Consider the following 12942-nt stretch of genomic DNA (forward strand, 5'->3'; position numbering starts at 1 on the left):
CACCACCTCAGCTCACAAGGCCCCCCCCCACCCCTGTCGCGCCCAGCCTCAGCCGTCCCTCCCCGCGCGCTCGCCCTCATCAGGAGCATTGTGCGCCACAAGCCTGGTCGCTGTCAAATCCCCCTTTCTGGCGGCGCGCTCCCCAGCTCTCGCCGGATCGGCAGCGTCACAGCGGGAGATCATGAAAAAGCCTGCCCACCTTTGCTATAATTCCGAACATGAGCATCAAAGATCGTGTCGCCGTCATCACCGGAGCAGGCCGGGGCATTGGGCGCGCCACCGCCGAGCGCTTCGCGCGTGAGGGAGCCTCTCTTGTCCTGTTCAGCCGCACACCAGAGCATCTCGACGAGACGCGCGCCCTCGTCGAGCGCCAGGGGGGCCGGGTTCTTGCCATCGCAGGAGACGTTGCTCGCGAAGAAGATGTCGAGCACCTCTTTCAGCAGGCCCGCGCCCACTACGGGCGCGTTGACATTCTCATCAACAGCGCTGGCATCGTGGCCGTGCGCTCCTTTCGCGAAATGGACACGGCCACCTGGGATCGCGTTCTGGCCGTCAACCTGCGCGGTACCTTTCTGTGCTGTCGGGAAGCCTTCCGCCTGATGGCAGAGCAGGGCCAGGGCGTCATCATCAACATCTCATCGCTCTCGGGGGTCAAGGGCGTCGAAAAATTCCCTGGCCTGAGCGCCTACAACGTCTCCAAAGCAGGTGTCGCCAGCCTGACCGAGATCCTGGCCCTGGAAGGAAAAGCCCACAACATCCGTGTCTGCGCCGTCAGCCCAGGGGCAGTTGACACCGACATGCTGCGCCAGGCTGCGCCGCATCTCAAGCCCGGCATGAGCGCACAGGACATGGCCGAGATCCTGCTTTTCCTGGCCGACGACAGCGGGCGCCTGCTCAGCGGCACCAACCTGGAGATCTACAGCAACGCCTAGGCAAGCGAGCTGAGCGGGTCAGTCAGCCGGGAGGGGGGAGGGGCCAGGAGAGTCAGGAGAACCAGTCACAAGAGACGAGCCGACAGGTAGATGGCCGTCCATCATCTACCAGCAGTCGACCAGTGAGTGGACAAGACGGGAGACAAGACGGGACTATGGCAACGGTCTACTTAACACGTCGCGCCAGCTTCAGCGCCTCGCATCGACTCTGGAGCGAGGCCCTCAGCGAGCGTGAAAACTGGGAACTTTACGGCAAATGCGCCAATCCCAACGGGCACGGGCATAACTATACCCTGGAGGTTACCCTGCGTGGCGAACCGGACCCACACACGGGCATGCTGATGAACCTGGCCGAGTTGCGCGAGATCATGCACCGCGAAATTGTTGACCAGGTCGACCATCGCCATCTCAACTACGACGTGCCCTGGCTGCGCGAGAGCATTCCCACCACAGAGAACCTGGTCATCAAGTTCTGGGAGCGGCTGGAGGCGGCCCTTCCGCCGGGCCTGCTCTACGAGGTCAGGCTCATCGAGACCGATAACAACAGCGCCAGCTATCGAGGCGAGCGCCACCCACTCACTCATCCATAAGTGAGCGGAGGCGGGCCTTCCAATCGCTGTCGCTGGCCGCATCGTCGCTCTCGCCGATCGTCCAACTGCGGGCGCCATCGGTGAGGCGGGTCGGCTGCGCGGTCAGCGGGCGAGGAGAAGAATTGAGGGTACGCAGGGCAGATTGCGCAGCCTTGCGCACATCGTAGACAGGGTCCTGCAACAGGGAGCGGATCGCCTCGCGGCTGCTCTGGTGCCCCAAGCGGCCCAAAGCTCGCGCGGCGGCGGCGCGTTCATCGGATGTTGGCGCCTTGAGCAAGGCTTGCAGCTCGGGCGCCAGGCCAGTCAGCGAGAGATCGGCAATCAGGCGCAGGAGCCGGCTGCGGCGCATGGGATGGCGCAGGCTCAGTAGGGCAGCGCGGCAATCGGCGTAGATCTGCTCCTCGCTCAATAGCCCCTTCGCGCGCGCCTCGGCTACCGCCAGCTCGGCAGGCAGTGACGACGATCCGCGCAGAAACGGCTCAATCCAGTCGGCGACTGGTTCCAGCTCGCCAACATACTCATGAAGCACCAGGATATCGTGATAGTGCTCATCGAGCCAGTAGTAGAGAGCCAGCGTCATCTCAGCGTCCCGCGCCGCATAGGCCACCATCGCCGGCGGCAGCGGACGCCTCGCCCAATCGGTGCGCTGCAGGCTCTTATCAAGATGGATGCCAAAGGCCCGCTGCAACATCGCCGCCAGTGACGACTCGTTCTGGCCGAAGATCGAGCGGCTTGCGGCCTCCAGATCAAAATAGTGCGCCACATTCAGACCGCGCTCGGCCATCACGTGCAGATCAGCCCCTGCCCCATGCAGCAGAATACTGATCTCCGCATTCTCGGTGACCACCGCCAGAGGGGAGAGATCAGCGAGGCGCCAGGCATCGATCACAAAGCACTGGCCATCGATCGCCAACTGCAGCAGAGCCAGGCGATGAGAAGGACCATTCTCGCCCAGGAGCCGCGAGCGACCCTGGACAAACTCGGCATCGACTCCAATGATGGGGGCCGTGCGTAAGATCTCGACAGCGTCGAGCAACTGCTCCGGTCGCTCTACATAGATACGTTGCCCTTTGGCCGGCGGGCGACCGGGCGGAGGCGTCGGGCCAAGATAACCCGGCTGAACTTTCTCTTGAGCGCCTGGTTCCGGCGAAGCATCTCTGTCTTTCAACGCTTCTGCCATCCTGGTCACAAAAGCTAGAAACGCTACCTGACTATCAACCTGGAGGTGTCTCCCACTATAGCAGATTTTCGAGCTGTCGTACAGACCACAGTTGCCAACCGCGCCGCTTCCCTTCACCCCGCTCCCCCTGGCCCACTATGCCCGACGCATCAGTTGCGGAGCCGCACCAGGGTCTGGGGCGGCGTGACCCGACAAAAGCGCCAGCCACGCCAGCGATCCTTTATCCCTCAGTAGACAGCTGCACCAGCTCTAGCTGGCAAGCCCCGGGCGCGTGTCGCGGTCGACCAGCTCCAGCTTGCCGCTGACCACGTCGATCACCAGGCCATGTACCGGCAACCTGGGCAGGAAAGGGCTGTTGCGAATAAAGTGCACGACCTCGCGCACATTCTCCTCCACCTGGGAGAAGGCCCCCAGCCAGCGCACCAGACCGGCCTGGTCACCCAGACCATAGCGCTCAATCAGATCCTGCGGCTCCACCCCCAGCGCCTGCATCGAGCCAGTCAAGGCCGCCGGATCGACATGGGCCAGACCACAGTTTGTATGGCCGATTACCAGTACCTCACGCACGCCAAGTAAATAGATCGCTCCCGCCAACGAGCGGACCAAATCGCTGTTGACTCCCTCCCCCTCACGTCCAGGCACGGCCACCGTCGCCCCCGCCGTGCGCAGCTCAACCACATCGCCGCGCTCCAGCCCCAGCGCCTGCTCCAGCAGGCCCACCAAACGGCAGTCCATACAGGTCACCACCGCCGTCCGCCGCCGGGGCAAATGGCTCAGCGGCGACAATTGATGCTCGGCCACAAAGCGCTGATTATGCTCCAGAACCTCATCCAGCATACTATGCCTCTCTCGCCAATATTTCTGCTCTGCAGGCCAGTACCTCCACAAACGCCAGCGCCGCCCACTCAGTACGTCCGCCCCTCCCTCGCAAGGCCAGGCAGGCAGGTCAGTAAGTGAGCGAATGGATGGATGGATGAGTCTCAGTGTAGCACAGTCGTCCGAGACGTGCAACGAGCAGGCCCCGCTGGAGCCTGCCCGATCCACTCTTCCCGCCAGAGCCGGTTTGTTAGCCAGCTCACTCCTGCTCGCGCTCAGCAATTGCCGCCTCGCCTTCGACAATGAAGACGATGCGCTCACAGATATTGGTGCAGTGATCGGCAACGCGCTCCAGCTTGTGGGCAATCCAGAGCAAGTACGTCGCGCGCTGCAGAATGCGCGGGTCGCTCTGCAGCGCGGGAATCGCCTGCGCCCCCGCCAGCATAGCCATCAGATCATGGCGCACCAGATGATAGCGCACATCGACCACGTCATCCTCTTGCCAGAGATGGCGGGCCGCCGCCGCATCGCGCTGCGCAAAAGCCTGCATCGTGCCCTGCAGCACCCGTCGCGCCTCCTGGCCCAGGTCAAGAATGCCCTGCATAATCGAGGCCTCGCTGACGCCGCGATGATGCTCCTGCCGCCCTGCCACCTGAGCCGGTCCAGGACCATTGCCAGAGTCACCGTCAGCCAGATGGCTATCTACCTCCACCTGCGAGGCGGCCTCCGCTCGCAGCGGCATCATACGTAGAATGATCGTGGCAATGCCCGCCGCCCCATCCCCAATGCGCTCCAGATCACCGGCGATCGAGAGAGCCGCCGTCAGATAGCGCAGGTCCATCCCTGCTAGCGGCTGCTGGAGGGTCAGTAGCCGGATCGTATGCTCCTCGATAGCGGCACGCAAGCTATCGACACGCGCATCCGCCTCTATGACCATGCCCGAGCGCGCCTGGTCTCCTGTCCGCAAGGCATCGAGCGCGTTCTTGAGCGCCTCATCAACCATCGCGCCAAGCTGATTGATCTGCTGATCCAACTCCTGTAGCTCTTTATCTAGCAACGTTCGCGTCATCAATCTCTCTCCTTGCACAAAGTCAGCTCGCCTAAAAAAGCAGGCAGGCAACTAAGCAGGCAGCAAGCAACCAGAATGGATGAGCCTACCAGACCAGCCAGCCAGCCAGCTAGCTAGCTAGCCAACGAGCAAGCGCCCGAGCTGGCCAAGACCTGCCGCCTTGCGATCCGCGCTTCCCTGCTGCCGCCGGACCCGACCGGCCATCTGACAGCATAAGAGTAGGCAGCGATGGCCGCAAGCCCTCACCCCGTCCAGTGTACCACATTTTTCTCCGAAAAGATAGAGTATTATTGCAATCTCCTCCTCTAACCTTTAGGGATAGGCGAAAAGCATTGCAGCTGGCCAGACAGCGGATCGCTGCCTCCAATTGACAGCAGGCGGCAGCGGTGCTAGAGTAGAGCAGGTTCCACGCAGCTAGCTCGTACAAAGGGGATAGAGAGAACATGGCAACACGGCGACTGCTGGGCGTCTTCGCCCACCCCGACGACGAAGGGAGCATGAGCGGCGCCTTCATCCTTTACGGTCAGGCAGGCGTTGAGACCGGGCTGGTCTGTGCCACGCGGGGAGAAGTAGGGGAAATCGCTGACCCTGTCCTCGCCACGCCGGAGAACCTCGGCCAGGTGCGCGAACAAGAGCTGCGCGCCGCCGCCGACGTCCTTGGCATTCGGCACCTCTGGTTTCTCGACTACCGCGACTCAGGCATGGCGGGCACGCCAGACAACAATGATCCGCGCGCCTTCATCCAGGCTCCTCCTGCCGATGTTATCGGCAAGCTGGTCGCCATTATCCGCGCCTTCCGCCCCCAGGTCATGGTGACCTTCGACGAAACCGGCGGCTACGGCCATCCCGACCATATCGCCATCTACCGCTACGCCACTGGCGCCTTCTACGCCGCCGCTGACGAGGCCCAATACCCCGAGCTAGGGCCGGCGCACGCCGTCTCAAAGCTCTATTATACCGGCTTCCCACGGAGCGGCATCCAGGCCCTGGCCGCATGGCTCAAAGAGCAAGATCTTTCTCTGGAGGGGACCGCTCTGCGCGGCAGCGACCTCGACCAGCTCGGCATTCCCGATGAGCAGATCAGCGTCGCTCTCGATGTGTCTTCGGTGCTAGACCTCAAAGACCGCGCTTGGGCCTGCCATCGGACACAGCTCGGAACCGTGGGGATCATGGCCCGCATCCCCCAGGAGATCCAGCGCCGCTGGCGGGGGTACGAGTGCTACCAGCTCGCCGCCACACGCGTCGGCCCCGACCTGCCGGGCGAAAATGATCTCTTTGCCCACATCCAGAGCTAACAACCAGTCCCGGCCCGGCGCCTGCGCCTTCTTTTCCCTTCCTGGACTGGACTGGCCTGGTCTGGCCGGAACCGACCGGCCCCCCGCAGCCCAGCCTGGCAACAGCTAGCCAGAGCCAGGCTGGTCACGGCACCGCGTCGGCTAGCGCATATCGCGGTCGTCACCCCGATCTCTTTCCCAGCAAGGCCCGCTCACAGGCCCTGGCAAAGGCCCAGATGCTGGGATAGCGTTGCCGCGGTTCGCGCGCCAGGGCCCGCTCCAGCACCGGCTCAATGGCCGGCGGCAGAGCAGGCACATGCTCCCGTGGCGCAGGGAGCGGTATTCTGCGCTGATGGAACTGCTGTAGCTCAATAAATGAGCCAACCAGGGGCGGCGTCCCGCAGAGCCACTCGTACAGGACTACCGCCAGGGCGTACTGATCACTGGCCATGCTGGGCCGCCCCTCGAACTGCTCAGGAGCCATGTAGGCCGCAGTGCCGACCAGTGTCCGGCTCGCTCTCAGACGCGCCAGACGCAACGAGGCCGCAATGCCAAAGTCACTCAGCAGCAGATGGTTCGGTCTGGCCAGTAACAGATTGTCAGGTTTGACATCCTGATGCACCAGCCCATAATTGTGCACCGTCTGCAGGGCCGCCGCCGCTTGCAGCAGATAGTGACAGGCCTCGCGCGGCAAGAGACAGACCCCCCCTCCACAGTAGCTGCGCATGCTGCCGTAGGGAGCATACTCCATCACCAGATAGGGCACAGGACCAGCAAAGCCAAACTCGTAGATCTGCACAATGTGAGGATGAGCCGGCAACCTGGCCAGGAGACTGGCCTCACGCCGTAGCTCTTCAGCCTCCTGGCCCGAGGCCCGCAGACGCAGCACTTTGATGGCAACCAGACGTTCAATGTAGATCTGACGCGCCAGGTAGACGCGCGCCATCCCTCCTTCCCCCAGCTGACGGATCAGAGAATAGTTGCCAAGCCGTGTCCCAGGCTCAAGTTCACTCTCGTCAGCACTTTCTTTCACATGCATCATTCCTTCGCTCTCCTGAGCTGTGACGGCACCTCATTCATCGCCCCTCAGAAAGTACACTACTTGATAACTGTGCTTCTGTAGAGCCTTCCTACCCGAAAAGCATAAATGGCTGTTCACCATAAGTGAAGCACAATCCAGAGCTGATCGATCAGTGCCTCCACTATTAAAAGGACGTCAGTGCCATCTCAGAGCCAAAGCTTTTCCCAGTGAGCCGTCGCCGCCGTCAAGTGGAGAGGGCTAAGACCATGAGAGGATTGGCCGATTGCTGTTGCAGAGGAGATGGTATACTAGACATGAGCAGAGGCGATGTTTCCAGCACTGCCCGCTTCTAGGCCAGACGCAAGGCAAGCTTGAGCAAAGACGCCGTCTCTTCCCATCGGCCCGCAGCTAGGGTAGACAGTGGTGCAACCCGAGGAGAGCCTCGCCTCTCCCTCCGACGGACCAGCGACGACAGCCCAAGGAAGGAGTGTCGACGACACACAGCCGCAGTCATTCCACTCATAGACGATTCATACATGCACGCAGGCGCACGCGCCCACCCATTCATGTCGTGCACGTGCGCCAGGCATAGCACTGCAAAGCCGCTCATCGCGCCCGACCACGCACGGGATCGCAATGGAAGACCAACCGAAGGCTTCTCGTGCTCGTCTCCTTGCCCTGCGGGCCAGGCGAGCAGCAACGCAACGGCGGTCGTCGCTCTCTCTGCTCATCGCCCACAGGTCGGCTGGTCGACAGAGCTGGCAGATCAGGAGAGAGGAAACTGAGCGCACATCTATAGCGCCAGCAGGGTCAGTTGCACCAGTTGTCACAGATCGACCGATCGACCGACCGCTTTGGTCATGGCCTGGTCTGCTGTCTGCCCATGTTGCCCTGGCCGGACTGGCCAGCAGACCAGCCTCTTAGCAAGGTGATGGGAAGCGAGAGCAAGCCAAAAGGCTCAAATTTAGTCCAGTCCTTCTTCTTACTAGCTAGAACAGAACATAACAAGGACAGACCAGCTATGATTGAACTAGAGGGAGCTATCTCGCCAGAGAACACACTCTTTGTGCTGTTATGCTTTGAGGGGCCAGACGTCTACTCGACCGCCGGCGGCCTGGGTACACGGGTCACCGAGCTGAGCGAGGCCCTGGCTACCCAGGGCTATACCACTCACCTCATCTTCATCGGCGATCCCTACAAGCCCCCGGTGGAGCACCGTGTCGATGGTCGTTTGATCCTCAAGCGCTGGTCGCAGTGGGTCAGCAAATACTATCCCAACGGCGTCTATGATGGTGAGGAGCAAAAGCTCTACGACTATAACGAGAGCGTTCCCCAGCACATCTACGAGAACATCGCCCGCCCGGCGGTCGAACAGGGGAAGCTGGTGGTGATCATGGGCGAAGACTGGCATACCGCCGAGGTGATGTGTCGCATTTCTGATTTGCTTCACTGGTTTGGCATCCGCCAGCGTGTCTTGATGCTCTGGAACCTCAACAGTCTGATGTCGCTGCACCGTATCAACTGGGGCCGCCTGAGCTATGTGACCACGCTCTGTACGGTCAGCAAGTACATGAAGCACAAGATGTGGGAGCTGGGCGTCAACCCCCTGGTGATCCCCAACGGCATCCCGGCCCGCCACCTGGCCCCGGTCGATCCGGCCATCGCCACTCGTCTGCGTGAGATCGCCCGCCAGGGCGACTCACGGCGTCTCTTCCTCTTCAAGATTGGGCGCTTCGATCCCGATAAGCGCTGGATGATGGCCATCGAAGCGGTCGCCCGTCTCAAACACAGTGGCCACCCTGTGACTCTCTTTGTCCGCGGCGGCATCGAGCCGCATGGGGCCGAGGTGCTCAGCCATGCCTATCATCGTGGCCTGGTCATTCGCGATGTCATCGCCCAGCGTCCCACTCTGGAGCAGTGCATCGAGGCGGTTGCCAACGCCGGCCCTGCCGACATCTACAATCTCCGCTTCTTCCTGCCCGAGGAGTTCGTGCGCAGCATCTACCACGCCGCCGATGCCACCCTCGCCAACAGCGGTCACGAGCCATTCGGCCTGGTAGCCCTGGAGGTGATGGCCGCCCGCGGCATCGCCGTTACCGGCTGCACCGGCGAGGACTATGCCATCTCCTTTGAGAACGCCATTGTGACCGAGACCGATGATCCCGACGAGATCGTCGGCTATCTGCTCCATCTGGGACGCCATCCCGAGGAGCAGGAGCGCATCCGCTGCGCGGGCTTCCGCACGGCTGAGCAATTCCTCTGGGACCAGGTCATTGAAAATCTCATCAGTAAGCTGGAGTTTCTGGCACGGAAACAGAATATCGTGCTGAAGTAGGGGTTCGGGTTATGGTTGCTGAGCTTGCCATCTATACCGTGGTGCATCAGCCGCGCCGTCTCAAGCTGCCCGCGCAGCCAATTCCGCGGGGTGCCTCGATCGAGGATATCGTGCGCTGCCTCTTCGATGAGCGCATGAACGAGCGCTACTTTCGTAAGGTGGCCACCTACTGCTACTACCCGGCCACACGCCTGTTTCTGGACCTGGTGCGTCAGGGCCTCCATTTCTCGATCGGCTTCTCGCTCTCGTTCCTGCGCCAGGCCGAAGCCTGGGACCCCGCCCTGCTGGACCTTTTCCGCGAACTGGTAGCGCATGAGAATGTGGAGATTATCGGCGTGGAGCCGTACCACAGCTTCCTGTTCTTGCTTGACCTGCCGGCCTTCATCGCCCGCATGCAATGGATGGCCGACGAGATCGAGCGCATCTTTGGGAAGCGCCCGCAGGTCACCGACACGACCGAGATGTGCATGTCGGTGACGATTTATCATGCGCTGGACCTGGCCGGCTTCCGCGGGGCCTTGATGGATGGCCGCCCCTGGGTCCTGGGTTGGCGCGAGAGCACCCATCTCTACCACTACACCGAGGAGCAGCCCTACGCGCTGCCTCCCCAAGCCTACCGTCCGCCGACGGCCCCAGGCCGGCGTAGCAGCGGCAATCATCGCAGCCGCAATGCGGTTGTGGGCGATCGCGAGCGCGGTCCCTATCTGCTGGCCCGTCATCTCGATCTGAGCGACGATGTGGGCTACCGCTTCTCTAATCGCTCGTGGTCGGGCTACCCGCTCTATGCCGATACTTACGCCGACTGGCTGGCCCATACCTGGGGCGATTTCCTGCTCCTCGGATGGGACTATGAGACCTTCGGCGAGCACCATCGCGTCGATAGCGGCATCTTCGAGTTTATGCGCGCCCTGCCCGCCGAGCTGGCCCGCCGTGGCGTGCAGACGCGCACGCCCAGCGAGCTGATCGCCCGCTTCCAGCAGCGCGCCTATCATCTCCCCTTACCGGTCTATCCGACAACCTGGGCCGGCAGCGGCGGCATGGAGTTCTTCCTGGGCAATAGCGCCCAGCAGACGATTTTTCAGCTCATGGGCCAGGTCTACGGCATGGCGCGCCTGACGGAGAATCCAGAGCTGCTCGATCTGGCTATCTGGTTGGCCCAGTCCGATAATCTGCATCTGATCCAGTGGTTTGGACGCAGCGGCCCCGAGGCGGAGGTCTCGGCTTACTTTACGCCACGCGAGTGGTGGGAGCTGGGACCGGATGGCGTGATTCGGGAGCAGCAGCAGGTCTATCTCAACGCCATCCGGGCGATGGAGCCATATTTGCCAACGACGGTGGCGCGCCAGGAGCGTCTGCGCGCCCGTCTGGCGCGGTCCAGCACCGCCCGCAGCGCGCGCACACGCCCCGCTGGCACACCAGGTCAGGACCAGGGGCCCGCTTTGTTGGAGGCCGGCTACGTGCTGCAGAAGGCTTAAGGCTCTCGGGGCGCCGTGGCCACACCAGTCGCCGCCCTCTCCCTCTCCACCCGAGACCGGAAGTCGCCTTCTTCGTCTCGTGAGACGATGAAATCGCGCAGTTCGTAGCCACAGATCAGCTCGTTCCAGTGCAGCCGCGGCGGACGCTCAAGGCGCAGTCCCGGCAGGGCCAGCAGGCGCCGCAGGAAGATGTCGCTTTCCTGCAGGGCAATGGGCGCTCCGGGACAGCGGTGCGCGCCGTCACCAAACCCCATAAGCGAGGGGGCAACGCGCTCTTCATGCAAGGGCCGCCCCGGACAGAGCCGCCGTGGTCGCGCTCCTACAACACGCTCATCAGCGTTGATGGCATAAATGTGCAGGTCAATCAAGGCCCCCGCCGGAATACGGGCCTGCTCCTCCCCAGCGGGGCCGGCGAGGATCAGCTCCCGGCTGGTTCGACGATAGAGGTGGCCCACTACAGGCTCCAGGCGGAGCACCTCCTCTAGCAGGGAGAGGCGCTCCTCCTCCGGAGCCTGTAAAAAGCGCTGGCGCAGGGCTGGCTGCTCCAGCAGATGCCAGGCGGCCACGCTAATAAACTCGCGCGTGGTAATCATGCCAGCGGCGCCATAGGTGACGCATTCCGTCAGAATCTCCCGCGGACTATAGCCCTGGGCCAACAGGTGAGAGATGACGTCCTGGCGCGGCTGCCGGCGCCGCGCCCGCACCGCCGGGCGCACGTCCAGCCAGTAGAAGCGTAGAACCGCCCACTGCAGGCCGAGAAAATTGAGCCAGGTCCGTGGGTCAGGACTGAGACGCTCAATGGGATAGCGAAAGAAGGCTTCCAACCGGCGCGCCATGCCCGGGAGTAGGCTGTCGGTTAAACCGACTACCTCGGCAGCAACGCGCACAGCCATCTCCAGCGTCAGCCGACTCAGGTCGACCTTCCTCCGCCGTCGTAGCTTCTCAATGAGCTCCTCGCTCACGGCCTCCATGAGCTTCCGATACTGCTCGCTGACGACGCGCGGCGCGAAAAAGCGGGCCGCCTGCCGCCGCTGGTGCTGATGCTCCTGACCATCGCTGAAGAGCAACGGCAGACGCATCAGACGAGGTAGCCGCGTCAATACTTCGGCATTAAAACCAGCCTGACGTACGGCATTACTGCGTAGAATGGCTCTGGCCTCTTTGAAGGCGCGTACGTGCCAGACCCCCGTCTGGTCACACTCAAGTGCCGGTTCGGCTCTCTCTAAACAAGGCGCCGTCTTTTGCTCCTCTCCCCAGGGCCTCCAGGCCCTCTGCTCCGCTGACACTGGCTCTCGCTCCGGTGCTGTAATACTGTTCTCCATGGTTGGCCTCTCCTCTCGTCTCTGGACCTCTACTCGATGAAACTGATCACTGACCTCCGCTCCTTATGATATACAATATATCATAGTATATTGATGATATCAAATCTAAGAGGGAGGCGAGAGGCCAGCCTGCCGGTGAGAGCAGGTGCGCGCCTTCTAGCCGGACGTGCTATAATAGCACGGTATAGGCGGCAAGCTCTGCCGTTTGCTGGTTAAGGCGCGGCGAGCAGTTCTTTTTACCGGGGGAGGAGCACATCCGAGCATGCACGTCCGGGATCGGCGTGTGAAGCGCACGCAGAACTTGCTGGCCCAGGCACTGCTGGCTTTGATTGCCGAGAAAGGCTACGATGCCATCACCATTCGTGACATCACCGAGCGCGCAGATATCGGCTATGCTACTTTTTTCCGTCATTATCGAGATAAGGATGAATTGCTGCGTGATGTAGCAGATGTAGTCATTAACGAGTTACTGGAGATCTTGTTTGGGCAACAGCCGGGCCAGGAGCCGGCGGCAGTCGGTCAGCTCATCTTTCGCTACGTGGCGGACCATAGCGCAGTAGTGCGGGTCTTGTTGGGGAGCCGTGGGCCAGCCTCGCTTGTCCAGCATGTGATTCAGCGCGGTAGCGAAAACGTCCTGCGCCAGAACAAGCCACGTCCGGACAGCCCGGTGCCCGCAGAAATTGCCGCTCACCACCTGGTCGCCTCGTCCATTGCCCTCATCCAGTGGTGGATCGAGCATGATATGCCCTATTCTCCTGAGCACATGGGAGACATCTACCGTCAACTAATCGTGCAACCGACGCTGACCTCCGCTTTCATCACCGACCCTGCCTGACCAATTACCACTATCGGCACTTCCTTACCCGATTAGCTCCTCTTGAGAATTCCAACCTTTCTAGCTCTTTTTACGCTCTCCGTTTTGGCTGGG

At 61.9% G+C, this 12942-nt stretch carries 11 protein-coding genes; 6 read left to right on the plus strand and 5 right to left on the minus strand.

Going from position 1 to position 12942, the window contains the following annotated elements:
- Positions 1–218: 218 nt before the first annotated feature.
- Together A4R35_RS12360 and A4R35_RS12365 are read left to right on the plus strand one after the other, a co-directional pair.
- A complete protein-coding gene (locus A4R35_RS12360; RefSeq protein WP_112429792.1) occupies positions 219–932 on the plus strand; it encodes an SDR family NAD(P)-dependent oxidoreductase in 714 nt (237 codons plus the stop codon).
- Positions 933–1087: 155 nt separating this feature from the next.
- On the plus strand, positions 1088–1522 hold the full coding sequence (locus A4R35_RS12365; protein ID WP_112429794.1) for a 6-carboxytetrahydropterin synthase: 435 nt from the start codon (positions 1088–1090) through the stop codon (positions 1520–1522).
- On the opposite strand, the gene A4R35_RS12370 is transcribed toward A4R35_RS12365, so the two are convergent.
- The 3 genes from A4R35_RS12370 to A4R35_RS12380 all read right to left on the minus strand — a co-directional run bounded on the left by A4R35_RS12370 (position 1509) and on the right by A4R35_RS12380 (position 4587).
- Complete coding sequence (locus A4R35_RS12370; protein WP_189361729.1) at positions 1509–2690, minus strand: HEAT repeat domain-containing protein; 1182 nt, start codon at positions 2688–2690, stop codon at positions 1509–1511. The two genes, A4R35_RS12365 and A4R35_RS12370, sit on opposite strands and share 14 nt — an antisense overlap.
- A 261-nt stretch (positions 2691–2951) precedes the next feature.
- Entirely contained in the window at positions 2952–3539 is a 588-nt protein-coding gene (locus A4R35_RS12375; protein WP_112429799.1) for a beta-class carbonic anhydrase, read from the minus strand.
- Between the two features lie 238 nt (positions 3540–3777).
- The gene (locus tag A4R35_RS12380; RefSeq protein ID WP_112429801.1) at positions 3778–4587 is read right to left on the minus strand and encodes a phosphate signaling complex PhoU family protein; all 810 of its coding nucleotides are present in this window, start codon (positions 4585–4587) and stop codon (positions 3778–3780) included.
- Between the two features lie 443 nt (positions 4588–5030).
- On the opposite strand from A4R35_RS12380, the gene A4R35_RS12385 reads away from it, so the two are divergent.
- On the plus strand, positions 5031–5882 hold the full coding sequence (locus A4R35_RS12385) for a PIG-L family deacetylase (protein ID WP_112429803.1): 852 nt from the start codon (positions 5031–5033) through the stop codon (positions 5880–5882).
- Between the two features lie 160 nt (positions 5883–6042).
- Here A4R35_RS12385 and A4R35_RS12390 read toward each other — a convergent pair whose 3' ends face one another.
- Positions 6043–6903: a serine/threonine-protein kinase gene (locus A4R35_RS12390; RefSeq protein WP_112429805.1), complete on the minus strand. Its 861-nt coding sequence runs from the start codon at positions 6901–6903 to the stop codon at positions 6043–6045.
- 1000 nt (positions 6904–7903) lie between these two features.
- Between A4R35_RS12390 and A4R35_RS12395 the strand changes: the two genes are divergently transcribed.
- Both A4R35_RS12395 and A4R35_RS12400 read left to right on the plus strand, forming a co-directional pair.
- Positions 7904–9217 carry a glycosyltransferase family 4 protein gene (locus A4R35_RS12395; protein ID WP_189361731.1) on the plus strand — a complete coding sequence of 438 codons (1314 nt, stop codon included), beginning with the start codon at positions 7904–7906 and terminating at the stop codon, positions 9215–9217.
- A gap of 11 nt (positions 9218–9228) precedes the next feature.
- The gene (locus A4R35_RS12400) at positions 9229–10692 is read left to right on the plus strand and encodes a glycoside hydrolase family 57 protein (protein ID WP_146747208.1); all 1464 of its coding nucleotides are present in this window, start codon (positions 9229–9231) and stop codon (positions 10690–10692) included.
- On the opposite strand, the gene A4R35_RS12405 is transcribed toward A4R35_RS12400, so the two are convergent.
- Complete coding sequence (locus A4R35_RS12405) at positions 10689–12014, minus strand: cytochrome P450 (protein ID WP_112429809.1); 1326 nt, start codon at positions 12012–12014, stop codon at positions 10689–10691. The genes A4R35_RS12400 and A4R35_RS12405 overlap by 4 nt on opposite strands.
- 262 nt (positions 12015–12276) lie before the next feature.
- Here A4R35_RS12405 and A4R35_RS12410 point away from each other — a divergent pair, with 262 nt between their 5' ends.
- A complete protein-coding gene (locus A4R35_RS12410; protein WP_112429811.1) occupies positions 12277–12849 on the plus strand; it encodes a TetR/AcrR family transcriptional regulator in 573 nt (190 codons plus the stop codon).
- Positions 12850–12942 lie beyond the last annotated feature (93 nt).

Source organism: Thermogemmatispora tikiterensis (genome assembly GCF_003268475.1).
Taxonomy (GTDB): Bacteria; Chloroflexota; Ktedonobacteria; order Ktedonobacterales; family Ktedonobacteraceae; genus Thermogemmatispora; species Thermogemmatispora tikiterensis.

What these genes read in the sequence shown, in the direction of transcription:
- A4R35_RS12360 (WP_112429792.1), top strand. Translation starts at nt 219, where the DNA reads ATGAGCATCAAAGATCGTGTCGCCGTCATCACCGGAGCAGGCCGGGGC.
- A4R35_RS12390 (WP_112429805.1), bottom strand. Translation starts at nt 6,903, where the DNA reads ATGATGCATGTGAAAGAAAGTGCTGACGAGAGTGAACTTGAGCCTGGG.
- A4R35_RS12385 (WP_112429803.1), top strand. Translation starts at nt 5,031, where the DNA reads ATGGCAACACGGCGACTGCTGGGCGTCTTCGCCCACCCCGACGACGAA.
- A4R35_RS12410 (WP_112429811.1), top strand. Translation starts at nt 12,277, where the DNA reads ATGCACGTCCGGGATCGGCGTGTGAAGCGCACGCAGAACTTGCTGGCC.
- A4R35_RS12395 (WP_189361731.1), top strand. Translation starts at nt 7,904, where the DNA reads ATGATTGAACTAGAGGGAGCTATCTCGCCAGAGAACACACTCTTTGTG.
- A4R35_RS12405 (WP_112429809.1), bottom strand. Translation starts at nt 12,014, where the DNA reads ATGGAGAACAGTATTACAGCACCGGAGCGAGAGCCAGTGTCAGCGGAG.
- A4R35_RS12365 (WP_112429794.1), top strand. Translation starts at nt 1,088, where the DNA reads ATGGCAACGGTCTACTTAACACGTCGCGCCAGCTTCAGCGCCTCGCAT.
- A4R35_RS12380 (WP_112429801.1), bottom strand. Translation starts at nt 4,587, where the DNA reads ATGACGCGAACGTTGCTAGATAAAGAGCTACAGGAGTTGGATCAGCAG.
- A4R35_RS12375 (WP_112429799.1), bottom strand. Translation starts at nt 3,539, where the DNA reads ATGCTGGATGAGGTTCTGGAGCATAATCAGCGCTTTGTGGCCGAGCAT.
- A4R35_RS12400 (WP_146747208.1), top strand. Translation starts at nt 9,229, where the DNA reads ATGGTTGCTGAGCTTGCCATCTATACCGTGGTGCATCAGCCGCGCCGT.